Raw genomic sequence first — 21,567 nt, 5'->3', positions numbered from 1 at the left:
ATTGGGAGTCCGCAGTGATGATCATCGTCGCTGTGGACTTTTTTATTTATTTTACGTAGTGTTCGGATGCGTTCATGCTTGAATCTCTGCACGACATCACCGACAAACTCGCCGAACTCGAAGGACGTCTCGCCGACCCGGCACTGGTACACAATCAGCAAGAGTACCGGCGGATCGTCAAGGAGCATTCCCAGCTGAGTCGATTGGCCGGTCTCTACGCCGCTTATGAAAAGGTGCAGCGGCAGATTGCCGGTAATCGTTTGATTATCCAGGACGATTCTGAAGATGATGAACTGCGCGATCTTGCCCGTACGGAGATTGAAGAGTTGCAGGCCGAAGAAAAACGGTTGGAGCAGGCGATCAAGCTCCTCCTGCTGCCGAAGGACCCCAACGACGAGAAAAATACCTTTCTCGAGATTCGCGCCGGCACCGGCGGCGATGAAGCGGCCCTGTTCGTGGCCGACCTGTTTCGCATGTATAGCCGTTACGCCGAGACGATGGGGTGGCACGTCGAAGTCATGTCTTCCAACCCGCTCGGTATCGGCGGCTTTAAAGAGATCATTGCCTTGATCAGCGGGGATAACGTCTATTCCCGACTCAAATTCGAAAGTGGCGTCCATCGGGTCCAGCGGGTACCGGAAACGGAGACCCAAGGTCGGATTCACACCTCGGCCGTGACCGTCGCCATCCTGCCCGAGGCCGACGAAGTCGAGCTGGATATCGATCCCAATGAATTGAAGTTTGATGTTTACCGGTCATCCGGCCCCGGAGGCCAGAGCGTCAATACCACCGACTCGGCGGTGCGGGTTACCCACCTGCCGACCGGCCTGGTTGTGACCTGCCAGGATGAAAAATCACAGCACAAGAATAAGGCCAAGGCCCTGACCGTGCTGCGGGCCCGCTTGCTCGACCGTCTTGAGCAAGAACAGCACGACAAGATGTCACAGAGCCGGAAAAGTCAGGTCGGCAGCGGCGATCGCAGCGAACGCATCCGCACGTACAATTTTCCGCAGGGGCGATTGACCGATCATCGTATTAACCTGACGCTCTACAAACTCGAATCGATTATGAACGGCAAGCTCGATGAGGTCATCGAGCCGTTGGTTTCCTACGATCAGGCCCAGCGTTTGAAAGCGTTGAGCTGAACTGGCTAAGGACGATGAGTGGGCGTGGCGACGGTGTGGCGTGTTCGACTGTCGCAGAGCACCTGCAGCAGGCGGCAGCCGCGTTGGCGGCAGCCGGCATTGACGAGGCACGGCTTGAGGCTGAATTGCTGCTCGGTTTTTGTCTCGGTATCGGCCGGACCGAGTTGTACCTGGCAACTCGGGAAACAGTCGATGATCAACGGCACCGCCTTTTCTCGGCGCTGCTTCGGCGCCGGTTGAACCGGGAACCGCTCGCCTATATCACCGGTGAGAAAGAGTTCTGGTCGTTGCCGTTTGTCGTTACGCCGGCCGTTCTGATTCCGCGACCGGAAACCGAATTTTTGCTTGAGATGGCATTGGCTCGCAGAAACTTCACCTGCCAGTCTGGGCGATGGCTCGATCTCTGCTGCGGTTCCGGGGTGATTGGTGTTGTTCTGGCCCGCGAGGCCTTGCGGGAGGTCATCGCCGTCGATATTTCCGCTGTGGCATTGGCCGTGGCCCGCGTCAATTGCCGGCGACATGGGGTTCTTGATCGGGTTGCTTTGGTCCAGGGAGATCTGGTGACATGCCTGCGGCAACAACGGATGTTTTCCCTGATCGTTACCAATCCTCCGTATATCCGTCGGGACGACGTGGACCATCGACTCGAGCCTGAGGTGGCACGGTTCGAGCCGCGTCTCGCCCTTGACGGCGGTGCTTCCGGCATGGAGGTGATCACCGCGATTGCGTCGGCCCTGCCGGACCTGCTTGCACCCGGCGGTGACTGCTTTATAGAAATAGGCGAAGAACAGGGAAATGCGATCAGGACGTTGTTTTCCCGGGCACGATCAACCACCGGTTATCGCTTTGTCGAGATCCTCAAGGATTATGCCGGTCGGGATCGTGTCGTTCATATTCGCGCAGCCTGAATAACGATAGTGCCATGGAAAAAATGATTGTCGAAGGAGGGCGGCCGCTCGAGGGAGAGGTCGTCATCAGCGGCGCCAAAAATGCCGCATTGCCGTTGATAGCTGCAACATTGCTCGCTCCCGGCGTCCATGTGCTCAGAAACGTTCCGGATCTCCGTGATACCAGGACCATTTTGTCGCTGCTCGACGAACTTGGAGCCACCTGGCGGCGGGACGGTGGCACACTGTTTATCGATAGCAGCTCGATTGCCTACACGGAGGTTTCCTATGATCTGGTCAAGACCATGCGGGCTTCGGTACTGGTGCTCGGACCACTGCTCGGACGGCTGGGGCGAGCAAAGGTTTCGCTGCCCGGTGGCTGTGCCATCGGTGAGCGGCCGATCAACTTTCATATCAACGGTTTTGAACGGTTCGGCGTTACCTGCCATCTCGAACATGGCTATGTTGAGGCCTTAATCGACGGACGGTTGCAGGGGACGACCGTATATTTCGACATCCCGTCGGTGACCGGCACCGAAAATATTCTGATGGCGGCGGTATTGGCCGAAGGAACGACCATTCTCAGGAACGCGGCCCGGGAGCCGGAGATCGGCAACCTGATCGACATGCTCGTTGGTATGGGGGCCGAGATCGACGGGAAGGGCAGCAGTCAGCTGACCATTCGCGGTGTCGATCAATTGCAGCCGGCGGAGATCGAAATCATTCCCGATCGCATCGAGGCCGGTACCTACTTGATCGCCGGAGCGGCCGCCGGCGGTGAAGTAACGGTGAGAGATTGTCGACCGGAGCATCTGCCCGCCCTGCTCGACAAGCTTGCGGAGTCCGGAGCCCGCGTTACCGTCGGCGAGCGATCCGTAACGCTTTGCTTGGAGCCGCGGGACCGGAATCGCCTGAAAGGGGTCGATATCAAGACCATGCCCTATCCCGGATATCCGACGGATTTGCAGGCGCAATTCATGGCGCTGATGACGTTGAGCAATGGTATGTGCGTGATACGGGAAACGATTTTCGAAAACCGTTTCATGCATGTGGCTGAATTGCGGCGGATGGGCGCCGATATCAGGACCGAAGGCAACAACGCGGTGGTTACCGGCCGCGGTCCGAACGGCCTCAGCGGCGCCCCGGTCATGGCCACCGATCTGCGGGCTTCGTCTTCACTGGTAATCGCCGGACTTGCCGCCGCCAACCGCACTGAAATAGCCCGAATTTACCACCTTGAACGGGGCTATGAGAATCTGGTCGCGAAACTGAGCGGGCTTGGGGCCAGCGTCTGGAAAGAGAAGGCGTGATCAGGACGACAACGGTGTGTCGTCCAGTGAAGACAGGGATAAAAAGATCGAGAAACCGGCACCGCCGAGCGGTGAATCGCTTACCACGATAAACCCGTTGTGTGCTTCGACGGTTTGTTTGACAATGGCCAGGCCGAGTCCGGTGCCGTCGGCCCGAGTCGTGAAAAACGGTTCGAAAATCTTTTTCGTCTCGTCTGCTTTGATACCGGGGCCGTTGTCAAAAACGGTGATGGAACTCATGTCGCCCCGATCGGCGATGCGTAATTGCTGAGCCGTGATTTCCAGATGCTCCCGCTGCTTCGGACAGAAGGCCATGGCATTATTGATCAGGTGGCTGAGGACGGTGAACAATTGTTTTTCGTCGGCCCAGACGCGAAAATGCGCATCGACCTGCACGTCGATGCGGGCGGTTTTCGGCCATTTCGGGTCCGCCTTGCAAACCTGGAGGATATCTTCGATACAGGGGCGGAGCAGAAACCAGTCGCGATCGACCGTGTCCGGACGGGCAAATTTGAGAAAATCGGCGATGGTCTTGATCAACCGATCCGATTCACGCAAAATGATTCTGGTCAGTTCGTAATTTTCCCGGCGATCGTCCTCACGCGATGCGAATTCATGGGCGAGCACCTGCGCTGATCCGGAGATGGCGGCCAGCGGATTGCGAAAATCGTGGGCGATGCTTGCACTCATCATGCCGATGGCGGCAAGTTTCTCAGCCTGGCGCATCTGGGCCTCCAACCGTTCGATTTCCCCGATGTCCTTCAGTGTCAAGATGTAGGTCTGCTGTTCCGACGCCTCGTTTGTTTGCCGGGCCGGTTCCGGAGGCTGGATTCCGGAGCAGGCATAACCGAGACGGATAGTCTGGCCGTTGGGGCACTGGAAATCACAGACATTGCGACTGGACTGGCTTTCCAAGTCGATTGTCGGGAAGATGGCGGCTAGTTTTCTGCCGACCATGTCGGCGGTGTTTATTCCGGAAATGCCGGCAGCGGCGGTATTGGCCGAGGTGACGGTGCCGGTGCCGTCGAAGGTGATGATACCGGTGGAAATATTATCGAAGACTTCTTTGTAGAGCAGGGTCAACCGGGTAAAATCGTAGCGGGTGCTGGTCAATGCGTCGGTGGTTGATTTGAGCCGGGTTCCGAACAGCGCGCTGATCACGCCGGCCAGGAAGAATGAGAGTCCTTTGGTGGCAAAATGGTTGATGCTGGCAAACAGGTTGTGAGACTCGAGGAGTCCAAAATATTCCAGGTAATCGGGGACAATACCGAAATACTCGAGAGCGAGGACCACCCCGTAGAGCAGGGTTGATGCAGCGGCACCGATCAAGCCGCCCTTGATTGGTACCAGTAGTCCGCCGGCGATGATCGGGAAAAAATAGACCGAAGAAAAGATCGATTGGGAGGCACCGGTGAGATAGACGAGCAAGGAGGCGAACAGTGCGTCCAGGATTGTCTGGATGAAGCCGAACCGGCGAAATTCGCCGTAGGTGTGGATGAGCAGAAACGCGGTTGCGACAGTGATCAGATAGATGCCGAGTGTGAACAGGATCAGCAGGCTCGGCGGCATGGTGATAACGTCGAAACGCTCGTCCGTCAGCAGCAGACTGATCAGCAGCAGCAGGGTATAGAGCACCACGCGCAGCAGCAGGAGCCAGAGCAATTGCTGCTTCATCAGATCGCCGAAGGAGTCGCCTCCCCGGCCGAGGTTGAATTGAGAGAAGAGTTTCATTGAACGTTGGCTGCGTGGTTGCCTGCCGGATCAGTCCAATTGATATTTCTTGGTTTTGTAGCGTAGGGAACGGAAACTGACGCGGAGCAGTTCAGCCGCTTTGGTCTTCGAGTTCCCTGACTGCGTCAGGGCATGGCTGATCAGCCGTTTTTCCAGGTCGGCAATAACGTCGTCGAGCCCACGGCGATATAACTCCTCTTCGTCTGCCACCGCCTGAAAGGTCTTATCGGGCGGTTGCTCGGCGGTTTTCTGCAGACGCAGCGATCCGGTCAAAGACAGGTTTTCCGGCAAGATGATGTTGGAAGACTCCAGCGCGACGCCCCGTTCAATGATGTTTTCCAGTTCCCGCACATTGCCCGGAAAATCGTAGTTCATCAACACCTGCAGCGCATAGGAGGACACCTCGCGAATCTCTTTACCGAGGAGCCGGGAGTATTTTGCCAGGAAATGATCGACCAGTAATGGGATGTCGCTTTTGCGTTCACGCAGGGACGGGACCCTGATCGGCACCACGGCCAGGCGATAAAAGAGGTCTTCCCGGAATCGTCCGGCCATGATTTCTTCTTCGAGAATCCGGTTGGTGGCGGCGATAATCCGCACCGTGATCGGAATGATCCTGGTGCCGCCGACCGGTTTGATCTCCCGTTCCTGCAATACCCTGAGTAGTTTGGTCTGGATGATCGGAGTCAACTCGCCGATCTCATCGAGGAAAGCGGTGCCGTTGTGGGCCTCCTGGAAGAGTCCCGGTTTGTCGGCGATGGCTCCGGTGAACGAGCCCTTGATATGGCCGAACAACTCGCTCTCCATCAGTTCTTCGGGAATGGCGCTGCAGGTGATCGGCACGAACGGCGAGGCGCTGGCCTTGCTCTTGGCATGGATGGCCTGGGCCACCAGTTCCTTGCCGGTGCCCGATTCTCCGTAGATGAGCACGTTGGCCGGTGTTGGGGCGATACGCTTGATCATATCGAAAATCTTCAGCATTTCTCTGCTCTTGCCGATAATGTTCGGAAAGAGCTGCTCGGCCTGGTCCTGCCGGGCGACCGGGTCGGTTCGTCGGGTCGCCGAGGCGATGACCGTTTTGATCTCATCGACGTTGAACGGTTTGCTGATATAATCGAAGGCACCGTTTTTCATGGCCTGCACCGCATCGTTGGGCGAGGCGAAGGCGGTGATCATGATGACCGGCAGGTCGGTGGCGGTTTCTCTGATTGTCTCGAGAAGTTCCAGGCCGCTCATTCCGGGCATGCGGATATCGGTGATGACCAGATCAACTGGGTTTTCCTCTATCCGGGCCAGCGCCTGCTCGCCGTTTTCGGCGGTCAGCACCCGGTACCCCTCCTTGCTCAGGAAGATTTTGAGGAAATCACGCATGCTCTGTTCATCGTCGACGACGAGTATGGTTCCCATGATGATCGGCTCAGTAACAGTGATTGATGGTGGGAAGTATCCGGTCTTCTCCATCTTTTTAGCATCACCGGGTGCTATAATGCTACGATATTCTTCTCCCTGTCGGTAAATCTCAACCATCGGGGGCACGTCTCAACCAACGGCGCGACGAGTCTCAACCAACGGCGGGACAGGTCAAAACCAACGGCGGGACAGGTTTTAACCTGTCCTCCGGAAACTTCTGTATTCCGGTAACTCCTGCCACCTCCTGCCCCCCGCTCATTTTCAATAGTCGCGGTTGGTAGGGCTGGCCGGCCCTGCCTCCGGCTGCTGCGCTGCGGCCTGTTCGGCTGGCCTCCGAGGCCGGCAGACAGGGCATCCATGGCCTGGCCGCCGGCGGCGGACGTCCTGTCCGCCGCCCTTCGGGCCTCATTCTCCGTCCTGCCGGGCCTTCACGATGCAGTCTCCGACAGAACCGGCCAGCCCGGGGAACTGACGTTAACCTGTCCCGTTGTCAGTCATGGGGAGGGTGCAGAAAGTGTGTGCAGAAGCGGGGCGAGTCATTGCAAAAAATGTGATCAGATGGTATTGAGGGCTCGTGGCCGCACGGAAGCGGTCGTTTTCACTTCTTTACGACGAGGAGTCCGGTAGACGATGACGAGCAATCAGGTGGAGCCCTTTCAAGACCAGCCGTTGACCGAGCACCTTCGGGAGTTGCGCAGCTGCCTCATTTACTCCCTGATCGCAGTGTTTGTCGGTTTTTGTATTTCCTATTTGGTCATCCGACCGATCGGAACCTGGTTTTTCAAGCCACTGGTCGAGGTGCTGCCGGAGGGGTCGAGCCTGATCTTCATTTCGTACCAGGAAGGGTTTTTTTTTACCTAAAGCTCGCCCTGGTGTGCGGCCTGCTGCTGGCAAGCCCGGTTATTTTTTATCAGATCTGGCGCTTTGTGGCGCCAGGACTGTACAGTCATGAGAAACGGGCGATCCTGCCGTTTACAGTTATTTCCACCGTATTCTTTCTCTCCGGTGCCGCATTCGGGTACTTTCTCGTCTTTCCGCCGGCTTTTCGTTTTCTGGTCGGATACAACACCGAATTTCTCGCCTCGATGCCGGCGGTCGGAGAATATTTCTCGCTGGCCATTCGCCTGCTCATCGCTTTCGGGGTGATCTTCGAAATGCCGGTTTTAATGGTTTTCCTCGCCAAAGCCGGGCTTGTTTCTGTATCCTTCCTCAATCGTCACCGGAAATATGCCATTCTGATCAATTTCGTCATTGCCGCGGTACTGACGCCAACGCCGGACGTGGTCAACCAGCTGATGATGGCCGGCCCGCTGCTGGTCCTTTACGAAATCAGCGTTGTAGCGGTCTGGTTATTCGGCCGGGAAACCTTCGGAGGATTTGCCAAAAAGCAATAAAGCGTCGAGGCAACGGCTGGATTTGTCCGGTCGGGTGCATTATAAAAGGAGATGGGAGAAAGAACATCGATCGACACATTGAAAGCCGGTGGTGCCCGTTGCCGCAGATCTGTGGTCGGGCCAAAAGCGCGCGGTTCAGGAGCGGTCCACAGGACACGGGTCGCTGCCGATACTAGCTGACGCGTTTAACACCGGTGGTTTATGGGGAGCTTGAAAAAATCGGGATTTCGTTCAAGATCGAGGCGCGCAAGAAAATTTTACCGCAGGCATATACATGATATTCCGAGGATAAAATTTGATTGCGTAACGATAAGATTGGGCGAAATGACAATTTTTCAACGTTCCCTTACGAATTATCAACGGGAGGGAGTCATGACTGCGCAGACGCTGTTTGACAAGGCACTTGCTGTCGGCCGCCCGCCGACGATCAAGAAATTGTTTCCGCATTCGCGGGCGCTTCTGGTCAGCGGTAAGGTGATTGACCAGGCGCTCCGTCGTAAGGGCAAGGCGATGACGATGGCCGCCAACGGCAGAAACTACCTGGTAATCAGGGGAGCGCTGCAGGCCGCTCAGCGGGCCAACGCCGCTTTGATTATTGAGATCGCCAAATCGGAATCGACCTATTGTCCGGTCAATTTCTGGAATCTTGCCCGGCTGGTCGATGCCGCCTGTAACGAGCTTGGTATTACCATCCCCGTTGCGGTCCATGCCGATCACTACGGTCTCAAATCACCTGAAGATGTCGCCGCTGCCAAGATCGAGATCCCGACCCTGTTCGATGCGGGCATCACCTCGATTGCCATCGATGCCTCGCACATGCCGGACGATCGCAACCTGCTTGCCAATCTCGAACTCAATCCGTTCGTTCCATCCTGGGCCGGGCTTGAGACCGAAGTAGGCGAGATCAAGGGTGCCGAAGGGTTGTCGACCGTCGAGGATGCCGGCTTCCTGATCAAGGGGCTCAATGCGCACGACATCTTTCCGAACTGGATCGCGCTGAACAATGGCTCGGCACATGGGATCGAGGCCAGCGGTGAAGGCATCCAGGTGGATTTGACGGCCCGGATTCACGAGCATCTCAAACCCTACGGTGTTGCCGGGGCGCAGCATGGAACCTCGGGCAACAGCTCGGAGCGGCTACGGGCCATAGCGTCACAGACCAACACTACCAAGGCTAATGTGGCCACCGCGTTGCAGATGGTGTCCTGGGGGGTCGAAGTGAACGATTACGGCAATGCCCTGATGAACGAAGACGGCAGCTTCCGTAAGGTGGCCGATGCCGGGGTTACCGCCGAGGTCTGGGATAAGATGGTGGCGCTGGCTGAGAAAAACGGCTGGCGGGGCGGTAATTTCAAGAAACTCAACCTGCCCATCGACAACTGGTTGTTGGCCCAGCCTCGGGAGATCCGCGACCGGATGAGCAAGCGGGTCGAGGAGTTCGTTTACCAGATGCTGGTGTCGGTGTTCAATGCCGGCGATACCGCACCGCTGGCCATGGAACTCCTCGCCGACGCCGGTTCGTATGATATCGGCACGACCGCCGAGCGCCTTGAAGATCCGGCCGACTGGACGCACGAGAAGATTGTTGAGAAGGCCCAATTGCTCGACAGCGACAAAGGACCGCAGGGCGATTTCGACGACTGATCGATCCTCGAGAATACACCCGCTCATCATCCCCTGGCGAGATCCGTCAGGGGATTTTCTCTATCACCTCAAACCGTCGGACTTATGAAAACAATCCTTGTTACCGGAGCGGCCGGCTTCATCGGCGCCCATCTTACGCAGCGACTGACGGGAGCCGGTATTCGGGTCGTCGGTCTGGATAACCTCAACGATTACTATGATCCGCAGCTCAAGCGCGACAGAATGGCCGCCCTGGCCGAGGGCGAGTTGTTCGTCCACGAAGATCTCGACATTGCCGATCGGCCGGGCATGCAGCAATTATTCGAGCGCTATCGCTTCGATGTCGTCGTCAACCTGGCCGCTCAGGCCGGGGTGCGCTACTCCCTGATCAACCCGCATTCCTACGTCGACACCAACCTGGTCGGGTTCGTCAATATCCTCGAAGGCTGCCGGCACGGCGGGGTCAAGCATTTCGTTTATGCGTCGTCGTCATCGGTGTACGGAGCCCATACGCGGATGCCGTTTTCGGTGCACGACAATGTCGATCATCCGGTCTCTCTCTACGCCGCCTCGAAGAAGGCCAATGAATTGATGGCCCACACCTACAGCCATCTCTACAACCTGCCGACCACCGGACTGCGCTTCTTCACCGTTTACGGGCCGTGGGGTCGCCCGGACATGGCGTTGTTTCTCTTTACCAAGGCGATTCTCGCCGGCGAGCCGATCGATGTCTTCAATTACGGCAATATGGAACGCGATTTTACCTATGTCGACGATATCGTCGAAGGCGTTGTCCGGGTTATCGCCTCGGTGCCGTCGGCTGATCCCGAGTGGTCCGGCGACAGTCCCGATCCGGCCACCTCCTATTGTCCGTATCGGGTATACAATATCGGTAACAACAACAAGGAAAAACTGCTGCGTTATATCGAGGTGCTGGAAGACTGCCTTGGCAGGAAGGCGGAAAAGAACCTGCTGCCGATGCAGCCCGGGGATGTACCGGCCACGTTTGCCGACGTCGACGATCTGGTCCGCGATTTCGACTACCGTCCAGCCACATCGCTGGAGTACGGGATCGAGAAATTCGTGCAGTGGTATCGGGAGTATTTTCGGGTGTAAGAAAAGCGGGGTCAGGCTTGACAAGTTGACATGTGTCAACTTGTCAAGCCTGACCCCGCTTTTTTATTGATTCATCAGGCGCAGTGCCGCTTCGGTGATGGCCACCGAATTGATCGAGCTGTTGCGCCACAGGGTTTTCTGCGGTCCGTGCTCGAGGAAACGGTCGGGATGGGCGAGCAGGCTTGTTTTGACGCCGCTCAGGCCGCAGCGGCTGAGCAGTTCCAGGACAGCGCTGCCGAAGCCGCCCTGGCGGACGTTGTCCTCGATGGTGACCACCCGTCCGGTCTGTGCGGCCCAGTCGCAGATCAACTCCCGATCCAGCGGTTTGATAAAGCGCGGATTGATGACCGCCGCATGGATTCCGAGTTTCTCCAACCCGGCAGCGGCCCGAAGGGCTGGGTGGACGCGGTTGCCGACCGGCAGCAGAGTGATGTCCCCCCCGGCCCTGAGTAATTCCCCCTTGCCGATCTCCAGCAGTTTGAACTCGTCGGTCAGCGCTGCGTTTTCCCCGACGCCACGCGGATAGCGAAGGGCGGATGGACCGTGATGATTGAGCGCGGTAAAGAGCATGTGCTGCAGTTCCCCCTCGTCCTTCGGGGCCATCATGATCATGTTTGGAATGATCCGCAGAAATGACAGATCGAATACGCCATGATGGGTGGGACCGTCGGCCCCGACCACTCCGGCTCGATCGATCGCAAGCGTCACCGGCAGGTTGGGAATGCAGACATCGTGGATGATCTGATCGTAGGAGCGTTGGAAAAACGTGGAATAGATCGCCACAACCGGATGGAAACCCTCGATGGCGAGCCCGGCGGCGAACGTGACGGCGTGCTGCTCGGCGATACCGACATCGAAAAACCGGTCGGGAAACGTCTCGGCGAACCGGGTCAGACCGGTGCCGGTGACCATCGCCGCAGAGATTGCCACCACCTTTTCGTTGGTTGCGCCGATCCGGGTGATGGTGTCGCCGAATACATCGGTATAGCTAGGTTGCTTGGTCCCGCTCGCTTTCTTTTTGCCGCTCGTGATATCAAACGGGCCGATTCCGTGAAAGGTGCCGGGATCTTTTTCCGCTGGAGGATATCCTTTCCCCTTGGTGGTCAGGGTGTGGATCAGTACCGGTCCCTGGATGGTGTCCCTGACGGTCTCGAAGGTGTCGATCAGATCGACCAGGTTGTGACCGGGCAGTGGCCCGATATAGTCGAATTTCAGTGCCTCGAACAGCATGCCGGGGGTGAAGAAGCTCTTGAAACTTTCCTCGCTTTTCTTCAGGACGGTCAGAATGTTCTCACCGACGTTGGATAATTGTCCGAGACGCTCGACAAGATGATCCTTGAGGCGGCGCATCGTGCGGCCGGAGAGCTTACGGCTGAGGAAACTGCTCAACGCGCCGACGTTGGGAGAAATCGACATCTCGTTGTCGTTGAGTATGACAATCAGCCGTTTGTCGTGATGCCCCGCCTGGTTCAGCGCCTCGAAAGCCATGCCGGCGGTCATCGATCCGTCACCGATGACCGCGATGGCCCTGCCGGTGTCTCCTTTGAGATCCTTGGCCATGGCCATACCGAGGGCGGCGGAGATCGAAGTCGACGAGTGGCCGGTTTCAAAGGCATCGTACTCGCTTTCGCTGATCTTCGGAAAGCCACTGATGCCCTGGTGCTGGCGCAGGGTATGAAAGCGACCCCGGCGTCCGGTGATTAATTTATGGGCGTAGGCTTGATGGCCGACATCCCAGATGAGTCGGTCATGTGGAGTGTTGAAGACGTAGTGGAGTGCCAGGGTTAGCTCGACGACGCCGAGGCTGGGGCCGAGATGCCCCCCGGTCGCGGCTACCGTTTCGATGATAACGTCGCGAATCTCGGCCGCCAGTGTCTCCAGTTCGGGGATGAGTAGATGCCTGAGATCGGCCGGGGAATTGATGGTGTCAAGCAGGGCGGAACCGTTTTTTGCCGGTGATGATGGAAGCAGCATGATTGATAGTCGGGTCCTGGTGTCTCACGAGGGGACGCTGGTCGTGGTTGTGTACATCTACCCGGCTTTGAGATCGGAGAGAGACAGAGGCCGTCTCCGAACAGGTCAACAGGGAGGATGGTTTCCTGGAACAGGGAGGTGTGCTGACCGGCCTGTTCACGAACCATAACAATAATCCATTGGTGTCCTGCCCGCAACAATCTCCAGAAAAATCAAGGAAGACAGGACGTGTTCGGGACAGGCGGCGCCGCTGCTGGCAGCTTAAAACGAACGGGAGAGGATATAGTCGGCCAGGTCATGCAACCGCTCGGCCCGTTCTCCGAGCGGGTTGAGCGCCGTTTTGGCCCATTCCACGGCCTGACGGGCCTGGTCACGGGTACCGGCAATACCGAAATAGCCGGGGTAGGTCGCCTTGCCGCGCACCTCGTCGGAACCGGCCGTTTTTCCCAATTGTTCGGTGGTTGCGGTGGCGTCGAGCAGGTCATCGACTATCTGGAAGGCGAGCCCGAGCGCTGCGCCGTAGTCGACCAGGGCCGTTTCCTGCGCCGGTGTTGCCCCGGCGCCGACAGCTCCGGCTTGGACGGAACAGGTCAGGAGCGCCCCGGTTTTGCTGCGGTGGATGGTTTGCAACAAGGAAAACGGGTACTTCCGGTTTTCGTTGGCGATATCCAGCGCCTGCCCGCCGACCATGCCTTCAGGCCCGGCCGCTCGCGCGATCAGTTCGATGATGCGCAGTTGTCGGGCAGCAGTCAGGTTGCTGTCAGGGCGAGTGAGCAGTTCGAAGGCAAAGGTGAGCAGTCCGTCTCCGGCCAGGATGGCGGCGGCCTCGCCGTGGACTTTGTGGTTGGTCGGTCGCCCGCGGCGCAGATCATCATTGTCCATGGCCGGCAGGTCGTCGTGGATCAGCGAATAGGTATGGATACATTCCAGCGCGCAGGCGACAGGGAGCATGGCCTGCAGCATGGTACCGTCATCGCGGATCGTTTCCACCGCTGCCAGGCACAGTATCGGCCTGATCCGTTTGCCGCCGACGAACAGGCTGTAGCGCATGGCCTCGATATGGTCCGCGAAGGGGCCTTGTGCGGCGGGCATCAGCCGGTCAAGGGCCTCCTCGACGGTCGCTTTTCCGGCGGCGAGGTAGTTCTTAATCGCTGTCTGCTTGTCGTTCATCGAAAGGCTCGGCAGTCAGACGGCCGTTTTTATCGAGCAGGATTTCCACCTTGGTGCGTGCCTCGGCAAGACGGGCATTACAGAACTCGGCCAGCTTGATGCCTTCATCGAATTTTTTCAGGCTGACATCGAGACTGAGGTCACCACTTTCCAGCTCTTCGGTGATTTCTTCCAGTCGCGCCAAGGCTGCTTCAAAAGATTTTTTGGACATGATGGTGATGATCGGCGGCTGGTTTGCCGGGGTTGTTTTGCTGATTGAAAATGGCCTTTTGCCGGTTATACTGCTCGGACTATAGTCTAATCGCCGAGGGGAACGCAAGCAAACAATGGGACCGCGATCAGTACGCGGTGAAGGATGACCGTCATGCCGAACACCGCCGAGATGAAGCTGGAAGAAGCGATAACCCTATTCGGCAACTGGCTGGAGTCGGAGAAGGGGTATTCGCCTCACACTGTGGTCGGTTACCGGCGTGATCTGGTTGAATTTTCGGCCGGTGTCGCCGATGATACAGCGGTGCAGGTCATCGGGGCAGCCGATATCAGCCGTTTTGTCGCCAGCCTTCACGGCCGCAACAACCCGCTCAGTGTGGCTCGCAAGTTGTCGTCGCTGCGCAGTTTTTTTCGCTTTCTGCAGCGTGAAAAAATCATCGATAGCGATCCGGTCTGCGGGATTGCCGGCCCGAAGACGGGACACTCCATCCCGACGTTTTTGACCGTGGACGAAGTGTTTTTATTACTGGCCGCGCCGGATCGGAGTGATCGTTTCATGTCCCGGGACCGGGCCATTCTCGAGATGCTCTACTCAACCGGAATCCGGGTTGCAGAACTGGTCTCCGGCTCTGTCGACGACCTTGATTTCGATACTGAAATGCTTAGGGTGAGGGGCAAAGGGAACAAGGAGCGGCTCGTCCCGGTTGGCGGTCCGGCCATCGAGGCGGTGCGACGATGGCTGGTGGACCGGCAACGGCTGATCGGCAGTCGGTTGGAAAAACAGCGACCGGTGGACAGCGAAGCACTGTTTCTCAATGGACGGGGAGGTCGGTTGACGAGCAGGAGTGTTGAACGATTGGTCAGTAATTACGCGCTGCGGGTCGGCATCAGGCAGGCGGTGACACCCCACGCCCTGCGACACTCGTTTGCCACCCATCTCCTCGAAATGGGAGCCGATCTGCGCTGTGTTCAGGAATTGCTCGGGCATGCCAGCCTTTCAACCACCCAGCGCTACACTCATTTGACCATCGACCGACTGGCCGAGGTCTACGACAAGGCCCACCCTCTCGGCGACACGACCAGGTGACGGCCGGTCGCCCCACAAACGATTCATTCAACCAGAGCGTATCATGACATTCAAATCAACCACCATTCTCTCTGTTCGCCATAACGGTCAGGTCGTCGTCGCCGGCGACGGGCAGGTGTCGATGGGCAATACCGTCGTCAAGCACCATGCCCGCAAGGTCCGGCGTCTCTATCACGAGCAGGTCGTTACCGGGTTCGCCGGCGCTACCGCCGATGCCTTTACACTGTATGACCGGCTCGAACAAAAACTCGAACAGTATCACGGCAATTTGTTGCGCTCCGCAGTCGAACTGGCCAAGGATTGGCGTACCGACCGTATGCTGCGTCGCCTCGAGGCGATGCTGGTGGCCGTCGACAAAGACCATTCACTGCTCATATCCGGTACCGGTGATGTGATAGAACCTGATACCGGCGTGCTGGCCATCGGTTCAGGCGGCCCGTATGCCCATGCCGCCGCCCTGGCCCTGGTCCGCAAGAGCGGGCTGGACGCGGAAGAAATTTGCCGGACGGCGATGGACATCGCCGCCTCCATCTGCATTTACACCAACGATTCAATTGTGCTGGAAAAGATATGATTGACAGACAATCCCTGACGCCACGGGAAACACTCGCGGAGCTGGACAAATACATCGTCGGCCAGGCCGATGCAAAACGGTCGGTGGCCATCGCCCTGCGCAACCGCTGGCGGCGTCGCCAGGTGCCCGAACCGCTGCAGGAGGAGATCGCCCCGAAAAATATCATCATGATCGGCCCGACCGGAGTCGGCAAGACGGAAATCGCCCGCCGTCTGGCGACGCTTGCCCAGTCTCCGTTCGTCAAAGTCGAAGCGTCGAAATTCACCGAGGTCGGCTACGTTGGCCGTGATGTCGAATCGATGGTCCGTGATCTGGTGGAAATCGCCATCACCATGGTCAAGGCCGAGGAACAGGCGCGTCTCGAGGGGCTGGCCGAGGCTGCGGCCGAGGACAAGATGCTCGATCTGTTGTTGCCGCCATCGCCGAACCGGCGCGGGCCGCTGTCGGATACCGGGCCGGAAGGCGCCACCTCGTTCACTCTGGTCACCCAGGAGCAGCACGCTCCGGCGGCTGCTGCCGGCGATCATGAAGATTCGACCCGGGAGCGCATCCGGCAGATGCTGCGAGCCGGTAAATTTGCCGAACGGGAGGTGGAGTTGACGCTTGATGAGGCGAAATCGATGCCGATGGTGGAGATCATGACTACCTCGGGCATGGAGGAAATGCAGTCGAACCTGCAGGATGCCTTCAGCAAGATCTTTCCGCGCAAGAAGAAAAAGCGGCGCCTCAAAGTCCCCGAGGCGATGGCAGCTCTGAAGCAGCAGGAGATGGAGCGACTGGTCGATATGGACAAGGTGATGAAGGAGGCCCTGCGGCGCAGCGAACAATCGGGTATTATCTTCCTCGACGAAATAGACAAGATCGCTTCACGCAGCGGCGGTATGATCCATGGTCCGGATGTGTCCCGTGAAGGTGTGCAGCGCGACCTGCTGCCGATTGTCGAGGGCACTACGGTCACCACCAAGCACGGTCCGGTGAAGACGGATCACATCCTGTTTATCGCGTCCGGCGCCTTTCATGTCAGCAAGCCGTCCGACCTGATCCCTGAGATGCAGGGGCGGTTTCCGATCCGCGTCGAACTGCAGCCGCTTGGTGAGGAGGAATTCGTCAGGATCCTCACTGAACCGGAAAATGCGCTGACCAAACAATATATCGCCTTGCTGGCTACCGAGGGGATCGAGCTCTCCTTCGATGACAGTGCGATCAGGGAAATGGCCCGGATTGCCGTCGAGGTCAACGAAAACACTGAAGAGATCGGAGCCCGGCGGCTGCATACGGTGATGGAGCGGGTTCTCGACGAATTGTCGTATGATGCATCGGAACGGCCGGAAGGCAGCTTTGTCGTCACCGCAGATTATGTCAGGCGGCAATTGCAGACTATCATCGAGGATCGAGATCTGAGCCGGTTCATTCTGTAGCGTAGCGGATACAGCGGAGCAAAACAATATGGCAGGATTACTGGCGAAGATCTTCGGGCGGGGCGAATCAGGCCGGGAGAATGGAGGTAGCCCGCCGGACGATGCGGATCGACTGCTCGTCTGCCCGTCATGCGGTGATGAGTACCGGGCCGGTTTTCACAACTGCGCTGCCTGTGGGTGCGAACTCGTGCCAGCGACGGGCAGGGGCAGCGGTAGTGACGGGACGCGGCTTGAAGAACGGCACGGCGACGATACGGTTGAGATTGGTGCCGGTGAGGAGGTGGTTACCATTCGCCAGGTGACCTTGGCGGAGGGCAAGCGGTTGCGTCGGCTGCTCGGCCGGCACGGTATTGCTGCAGTACTGGTCGGGGACGGACCGCCAGCGGGTGGCGGCTGTTGCCCGCCGGCTTCCATACAGCTGCAGATCAGGCCTCGTGACGCTGAAGCGGCACAACGGTTGCTGCAGGAAGACTATCGGCGACTGACCGGATTGACTGAGTTGCAGACAGCGGCCGAGGCTGAGCGACACGGGGCGGAACAGGCCGAAGTGGCGCGTTGCGCCGCCTGCGGCCATGTCTTGACGGACGGTCAGCTGGAATGTCCCGATTGCGGTCTGTGTCGCCCCCCGTCGGACTGATTTCCGTGACGGGACGTCACAACGAACTGTGATGATCGGCGTCATGGTCGGCAGGGCCGGACAGCCCGGTGAGCTTCATTCCTTTTTAAAAACAGTATATTGCCGCCGATCAGGCGGGGGTCCTGCCGCGCCGTTTGACCGGCGCCTCCAGTGCTTTTTTGCGAAACGCCAATGGGTCGTAACCGAACAACGCGCTGACCCGCTCGCTCAGTTCACGGCAGGGCCTGACCGTGAAATCCCGGTTGATCTCGACATCCACTTCCCCCTCGCCGGGGAAATAAAGGGTGATTGAGAACGGGCATGTGCCGTGATAGCTGAACAGGATCTGCTTGAGTTCGTCGAGCCTGATCCGCGTGACGCTGTCGGCTCTCAGTCGGGCATGGACGGCCTCGGTGTATTTGACGCGGGCCTCGGCGAGCAGGTCGATTTCCTCGGCGATGATCTTGACGCCCCGCTCGTTTTTCTGGACGGTGCCGCGAATGATCACCGGGTCCGGCGTGCTCAACAGATGCTGGCAGACACCATAGGTTTCCGGGAAGACCATGACCTCGACGGCTTCGAGAATGTCCTCGAGTGTCACGAAGGCCATCGCATCACCTCGTTTGCTCTTGAGTTGCTTGCAACTCCTGATCAGGCCGCCGACCCTGACCGGCTGGCCTTCGTTGAAATTATCGAGGTTGGCGATATCGCTGTCGGTGACTGTTCTGATTTCCTGCAAGGTGTCGTCCAGCGGATGACCGGTGATATAAAAGCCGACCGTATCCTTCTCAAAGATCAGTTTCTGGCGCTCATCCCATTCCGCTACGTCCGGCAGCATGATGTCGTTCATATCGCCGGTTGTTTCCTGCGGGCCGACGGAGAAGAGAGAGAGCTGACCGCTGAGGCGATCGCGCTGATGGGCCTTGGCCTGGTCCATGGCCTTCGGCAGGATGGCCATCAATTGCGAGCGTTTGGCGCCGAGCGAATCGAAAGAGCCGGATTTGATCAGGCTCTCGATGACCCGGTTGTTCACCCGCCGGGAATCGACCCGGTTGCAGAAGTCGACCAACGACGTGTAGAAACCGTTTTTTTCCCGTTCTTCGATGATCGAGGCCAGCGCCGATTCGCCGACATTTTTCACCGCCGCCAGTCCGAAACGGATTCGGTCCTGGCGAACGCTGAAGTCCTGAACGCTCTCGTTGATATCCGGAGGCAGCACGTCGATCTGGTGTTCCCGGCACTCGTTGATATAGAGCACGACCTTGTCGGTATTGGCCATGTCGCAGGAGAGCAGGGCAGCCATGAACTGGGCCGGGTAGTGGGCCTTGAGATAGGCCGTCTGGTAGGCGATCAACGCGTAGGCCGCGGAATGTGACTTGTTGAAGCCATACCCGGCGAACTTGGCCATCAGGTCGAAGATATGTTCAGCCTTGTCCTCCGGAATATTGTTTTGCCGGGCGCCGGCCATGAACTTTTCTTTTTCCTGGTCCATCACCTCGGCGATTTTCTTGCCCATCGCCCGACGCAGCGTATCGGCATCGCCGAGGCTGTAGTTGGCCAGTACGTTGGCGATCTTCATCACCTGTTCCTGGTAGACGATGACCCCGTAGGTTTCCTCGAGAATCGGCTTGAGTTGCGGCAGTGGATAATGGGCTTCCTGCCGGCCGTGTTTGGTGTTGACGAAGTCGTCGACCATACCCGAATCGAGCGGCCCGGGGCGGTAAAGAGCGATCAGGGCGATCAAGTCGGAGAATTGCTCCGGCGCCAGTTTTACCAGCAGCTCGCGCATGCCGCTGCTCTCCAGCTGAAAGACCCCGAGTGCATCGCCGGCACAGAGCAGCTTGTAGGTCTTCAGATCATCCATCGGGATGGTCGAGATATCAAGATCGGTGCCGCAATCCGATTTGATATGGCGCAGGGCCTTCTGGATGACGGTCAGCGTCTTGAGTCCGAGAAAGTCGAACTTGATCAGCCCGGTCATCTCGGTGTGTTTCATGTCATACTGGGTAATGGTCTCGTCTTCTTTTCCTTTGCAGGTCGGCAGGTATTCGACCATCGGTTCCGGGGAGACAACCACCCCGGCGGCGTGTGTCGAGGTGTGGCGGGCCAGTCCTTCCAGGGTCTGCGAGACGTTGAGCAGCTCGGCGATCTGCGGGTCGCGGGCCGCCGCTTCCTTCAATTTCGGCTCTTCATCGATGGCCTTGGCGATAGTCATCTTCAGCTGCTCGGGGACGAGCTTGGCAATCTTGTCGACGTCGCCGAACGGGATATCCAGCGCCCGGCCGACATCACGGATAACTCCGCGGGCCTTCATTGAACCGTAGGTGATGATCTGGGCGACATGAGCATTGCCGCCGTATTTGCTCCGCACATAGTCGATCACTTCGCCGCGCCGGTCCTGGCAGAAATCGACATCGAAGTCGGGCATCGATTTGCGTTCGATATTGAGGAATCGTTCGAAAATCAAGCCGTAAGGCAGCGGGTCGATGTCGGTGATGCGCAGGCAGTAGGCGGCCAGACTGCCGGCCCCGGAGCCCCGGCCGGGCCCGACCGGAATGTCCCGGTCCTTGGCCCAGTTGATGAAATCGGCGACGATCAGGAAGTAACCGGGAAAGCCCATCTTGTTGATCACGTCGATTTCTTTCTTGAGCCGCTCGCTATAGGCTTTCTCGACATCGGGCGACAGCGTTTTGTCCTGTCGCATCACCGCGAAACGTTCCTGCAGACCCTGCCAGCACGCCTTGGTGAACATCGATTCAAGCGTCTCGCCTTCGGGGATCGGAAAGCGGGGGAAATGATGTTGGCCGAGTTCGATCTCCAGGTTGCAGCGCTCGGCAACTTCAACGGTATTGGCCACAGCCTCGGGGCAATAGGAGAAGAGCTGCCGCATTTCGTCGGGCGACTTGAAATAGAAATCGTCGGAAGGGAACTTGAAGCGGTCGTTGTCGTTGATGGTCTTGCCGGTCTGGATGCAGAGCAGGACCTCGTGGGCGTGCGCTTCTTCTTTGTTCAGGTAGTGACAATCGTTGGTGGCCAGTAGTTTGATGCCGAGTTCGCGGCTCAGCCCGATCAAGCCTTCGTTGACGACTTTCTGTTCGGGGATGCCGTTTTCCTGAAGTTCGAAATAGTAGCGATCGCCGAATAACCGCTGCATCTGCAGTGCCTTGTCGCGGGCCTCGATCGGCCGGTTGTGACTGAGCAGCCAGGGCACTTCACCGTGCAGGCAGGCGCTCAGGGCGATCAGATTGTCGCTGTAGCGCTCGAGCACCTCCATATCGATGCGCGGCTTGTAGTAGAATCCTTCGAATTGGGCGATGCTCGAGAGCTTCATCAGGTTCCGGTAGCCTTCGTAATTCATGGCTAGCAGGATCAGATGAAAGGCCGGACCTGCCTCGGATGTCTTTTTTTCGCTGCGGTGTCCGGGGGCGACATAGAACTCGCAGCCGACAATCGGCTTGACGCCGGCCTTTTTCGCCTTGGTATAGAATTCCAGGGCTCCGTACATGGCGCCATGGTCGGTCAGGGCCACGGCATCCATCTCGTATTCCCGGCATTTGGCGAGCAGGTCGGAAACCCTGATCGCACCGTCGAGCAGGCTGTGCTGCGAGTGGACGTGCAGATGAACAAAACCGGCACTCATGAGCGGTCTTCCGGAGTTGATGTTGGGTGAAAAGCTGCCGTGATTACTGCGACGACAGACACAAGTGGGGACAGCGGACAAAACAATGGCGACGGCCTGAATTGCATGGCGATAGACTCCAGGTTTGCAGATGATGAAACGTCAGGAAGGGTGTCAAACCGTCTGAAAAAATACCATGAACACGCCTGTGTTGCACAGAAAAAGCAGACAACTGAAGAGTAATTGAAATAAGAGAAAAAACAGTATGTTGGTCAGCTTCCTG

Annotated in this window: 15 protein-coding genes and 1 pseudogene; 10 read left to right on the top strand and 6 right to left on the bottom strand. The window is 58.0% G+C overall.

All coding sequences use genetic code 11. The annotated features are described in order from the left end of the window. Nucleotides 1-74: 74 nt before the first annotated feature. From prfA to murA, 3 genes are read left to right on the top strand one after another with little or no spacing between them, the layout of a single operon-like run. On the top strand, nt 75-1,145 hold the full coding sequence (gene prfA, locus BUC26_RS10470; protein WP_073375838.1) for a peptide chain release factor 1: 1,071 nt from the start codon (nt 75-77) through the stop codon (nt 1,143-1,145). Between the two features lie 14 nt (nt 1,146-1,159). Beyond that, a complete protein-coding gene (gene prmC, locus BUC26_RS10465) occupies nt 1,160-2,053 on the top strand; it encodes a peptide chain release factor N(5)-glutamine methyltransferase (protein ID WP_084540593.1) in 894 nt (297 codons plus the stop codon). A gap of 14 nt (nt 2,054-2,067) precedes the next feature. Beyond that, on the top strand, nt 2,068-3,342 hold the full coding sequence (gene murA / locus BUC26_RS10460) for a UDP-N-acetylglucosamine 1-carboxyvinyltransferase (RefSeq protein WP_073375837.1): 1,275 nt from the start codon (nt 2,068-2,070) through the stop codon (nt 3,340-3,342). Here the strand turns inward: murA and BUC26_RS10455 are convergent, their stop codons facing one another. Both BUC26_RS10455 and BUC26_RS10450 read right to left on the bottom strand, forming a co-directional pair. Beyond that, nucleotides 3,343-5,073, bottom strand: coding sequence for a two-component system sensor histidine kinase NtrB (locus tag BUC26_RS10455; RefSeq protein WP_073375835.1), 1,731 nt, complete (start codon nt 5,071-5,073; stop codon nt 3,343-3,345). It lies immediately after the preceding gene. A 30-nt stretch (nt 5,074-5,103) separates the two neighbouring features. Next, the gene (locus BUC26_RS10450) at nt 5,104-6,480 is read right to left on the bottom strand and encodes a sigma-54-dependent transcriptional regulator (protein WP_073375834.1); all 1,377 of its coding nucleotides are present in this window, start codon (nt 6,478-6,480) and stop codon (nt 5,104-5,106) included. 633 nt (nt 6,481-7,113) lie between these two features. On the opposite strand from BUC26_RS10450, the pseudogene tatC reads away from it, so the two are divergent. From tatC to BUC26_RS10430, 3 genes and pseudogenes are all read left to right on the top strand, one after another. Beyond that, nucleotides 7,114-7,877, top strand: a pseudogene (gene tatC, locus BUC26_RS10440) (twin-arginine translocase subunit TatC). A gap of 372 nt (nt 7,878-8,249) precedes the next feature. Continuing rightward, nucleotides 8,250-9,521, top strand: coding sequence for a class II fructose-bisphosphate aldolase (locus BUC26_RS10435; protein WP_073375832.1), 1,272 nt, complete (start codon nt 8,250-8,252; stop codon nt 9,519-9,521). An 84-nt stretch (nt 9,522-9,605) separates the two neighbouring features. Continuing rightward, nucleotides 9,606-10,616, top strand: a complete 1,011-nt coding sequence (locus BUC26_RS10430; protein ID WP_073375830.1) for an NAD-dependent epimerase — start codon at nt 9,606-9,608, stop codon at nt 10,614-10,616. A 63-nt stretch (nt 10,617-10,679) separates the two neighbouring features. On the opposite strand, the gene dxs is transcribed toward BUC26_RS10430, so the two are convergent. From dxs to xseB, 3 genes are all read right to left on the bottom strand, one after another. Beyond that, a complete protein-coding gene (dxs, locus tag BUC26_RS10425; protein WP_073375829.1) occupies nt 10,680-12,590 on the bottom strand; it encodes a 1-deoxy-D-xylulose-5-phosphate synthase in 1,911 nt (636 codons plus the stop codon). Nucleotides 12,591-12,851: 261 nt separating this feature from the next. After that, nucleotides 12,852-13,760, bottom strand: a complete 909-nt coding sequence (locus BUC26_RS10420) for a polyprenyl synthetase family protein (protein ID WP_073375828.1) — start codon at nt 13,758-13,760, stop codon at nt 12,852-12,854. Further along, entirely contained in the window at nt 13,735-13,971 is a 237-nt protein-coding gene (gene xseB, locus BUC26_RS10415) for an exodeoxyribonuclease VII small subunit (protein WP_073375827.1), read from the bottom strand. The genes BUC26_RS10420 and xseB overlap by 26 nt, the downstream gene beginning before the upstream one ends. Before the next feature lie 153 nt (nt 13,972-14,124). Between xseB and BUC26_RS10410 the strand changes: the two genes are divergently transcribed. The 4 genes from BUC26_RS10410 to BUC26_RS10395 are packed head-to-tail and all read left to right on the top strand — an operon-like array spanning nt 14,125 to nt 17,686. Next, nucleotides 14,125-15,057 (top strand): tyrosine recombinase XerC, encoded by a 933-nt coding sequence (locus tag BUC26_RS10410; RefSeq protein ID WP_279626283.1) that lies wholly within the window; start codon nt 14,125-14,127, stop codon nt 15,055-15,057. A gap of 43 nt (nt 15,058-15,100) precedes the next feature. Further along, nucleotides 15,101-15,631 (top strand): ATP-dependent protease subunit HslV, encoded by a 531-nt coding sequence (hslV, locus tag BUC26_RS10405; RefSeq protein ID WP_073375825.1) that lies wholly within the window; start codon nt 15,101-15,103, stop codon nt 15,629-15,631. Next, a complete protein-coding gene (gene hslU / locus BUC26_RS10400; protein ID WP_073375824.1) occupies nt 15,628-17,049 on the top strand; it encodes an ATP-dependent protease ATPase subunit HslU in 1,422 nt (473 codons plus the stop codon). The genes hslV and hslU overlap by 4 nt, the downstream gene beginning before the upstream one ends. Nucleotides 17,050-17,077: 28 nt before the next feature. Next, nucleotides 17,078-17,686: a zinc ribbon-containing (seleno)protein DG gene (locus BUC26_RS10395; RefSeq protein ID WP_073375823.1), complete on the top strand. Its 609-nt coding sequence runs from the start codon at nt 17,078-17,080 to the stop codon at nt 17,684-17,686. Between the two features lie 109 nt (nt 17,687-17,795). Here BUC26_RS10395 and dnaE read toward each other — a convergent pair whose 3' ends face one another. Beyond that, complete coding sequence (dnaE, locus tag BUC26_RS10390) at nt 17,796-21,305, bottom strand: DNA polymerase III subunit alpha (RefSeq protein ID WP_073375821.1); 3,510 nt, start codon at nt 21,303-21,305, stop codon at nt 17,796-17,798. Nucleotides 21,306-21,567: the final 262 nt, after the last annotated feature.

It is taken from the genome of Desulfofustis glycolicus DSM 9705 (genome assembly GCF_900130015.1).
GTDB classification, from domain to species: Bacteria; Desulfobacterota; Desulfobulbia; order Desulfobulbales; family Desulfocapsaceae; genus Desulfofustis; species Desulfofustis glycolicus.
This window is presented reverse-complemented; position numbering and strand designations above follow the sequence as displayed.

Coding starts and splice junctions, on each gene's coding strand:
- BUC26_RS10395 (WP_073375823.1), top strand. CDS start 17,078: ATGGCAGGATTACTGGCGAAGATCTTCGGGCGGGGCGAATCAGGCCGG.
- dnaE (WP_073375821.1), bottom strand. CDS start 21,305: ATGAGTGCCGGTTTTGTTCATCTGCACGTCCACTCGCAGCACAGCCTG.
- prfA (WP_073375838.1), top strand. CDS start 75: ATGCTTGAATCTCTGCACGACATCACCGACAAACTCGCCGAACTCGAA.
- prmC (WP_084540593.1), top strand. CDS start 1,160: ATGAGTGGGCGTGGCGACGGTGTGGCGTGTTCGACTGTCGCAGAGCAC.
- dxs (WP_073375829.1), bottom strand. CDS start 12,590: ATGCTGCTTCCATCATCACCGGCAAAAAACGGTTCCGCCCTGCTTGAC.
- BUC26_RS10430 (WP_073375830.1), top strand. CDS start 9,606: ATGAAAACAATCCTTGTTACCGGAGCGGCCGGCTTCATCGGCGCCCAT.
- xseB (WP_073375827.1), bottom strand. CDS start 13,971: ATGTCCAAAAAATCTTTTGAAGCAGCCTTGGCGCGACTGGAAGAAATC.
- hslU (WP_073375824.1), top strand. CDS start 15,628: ATGATTGACAGACAATCCCTGACGCCACGGGAAACACTCGCGGAGCTG.
- BUC26_RS10455 (WP_073375835.1), bottom strand. CDS start 5,073: ATGAAACTCTTCTCTCAATTCAACCTCGGCCGGGGAGGCGACTCCTTC.
- BUC26_RS10435 (WP_073375832.1), top strand. CDS start 8,250: ATGACTGCGCAGACGCTGTTTGACAAGGCACTTGCTGTCGGCCGCCCG.
- BUC26_RS10450 (WP_073375834.1), bottom strand. CDS start 6,480: ATGGGAACCATACTCGTCGTCGACGATGAACAGAGCATGCGTGATTTC.
- murA (WP_073375837.1), top strand. CDS start 2,068: ATGGAAAAAATGATTGTCGAAGGAGGGCGGCCGCTCGAGGGAGAGGTC.
- BUC26_RS10420 (WP_073375828.1), bottom strand. CDS start 13,760: ATGAACGACAAGCAGACAGCGATTAAGAACTACCTCGCCGCCGGAAAA.
- hslV (WP_073375825.1), top strand. CDS start 15,101: ATGACATTCAAATCAACCACCATTCTCTCTGTTCGCCATAACGGTCAG.
- BUC26_RS10410 (WP_279626283.1), top strand. CDS start 14,125: ATGCCGAACACCGCCGAGATGAAGCTGGAAGAAGCGATAACCCTATTC.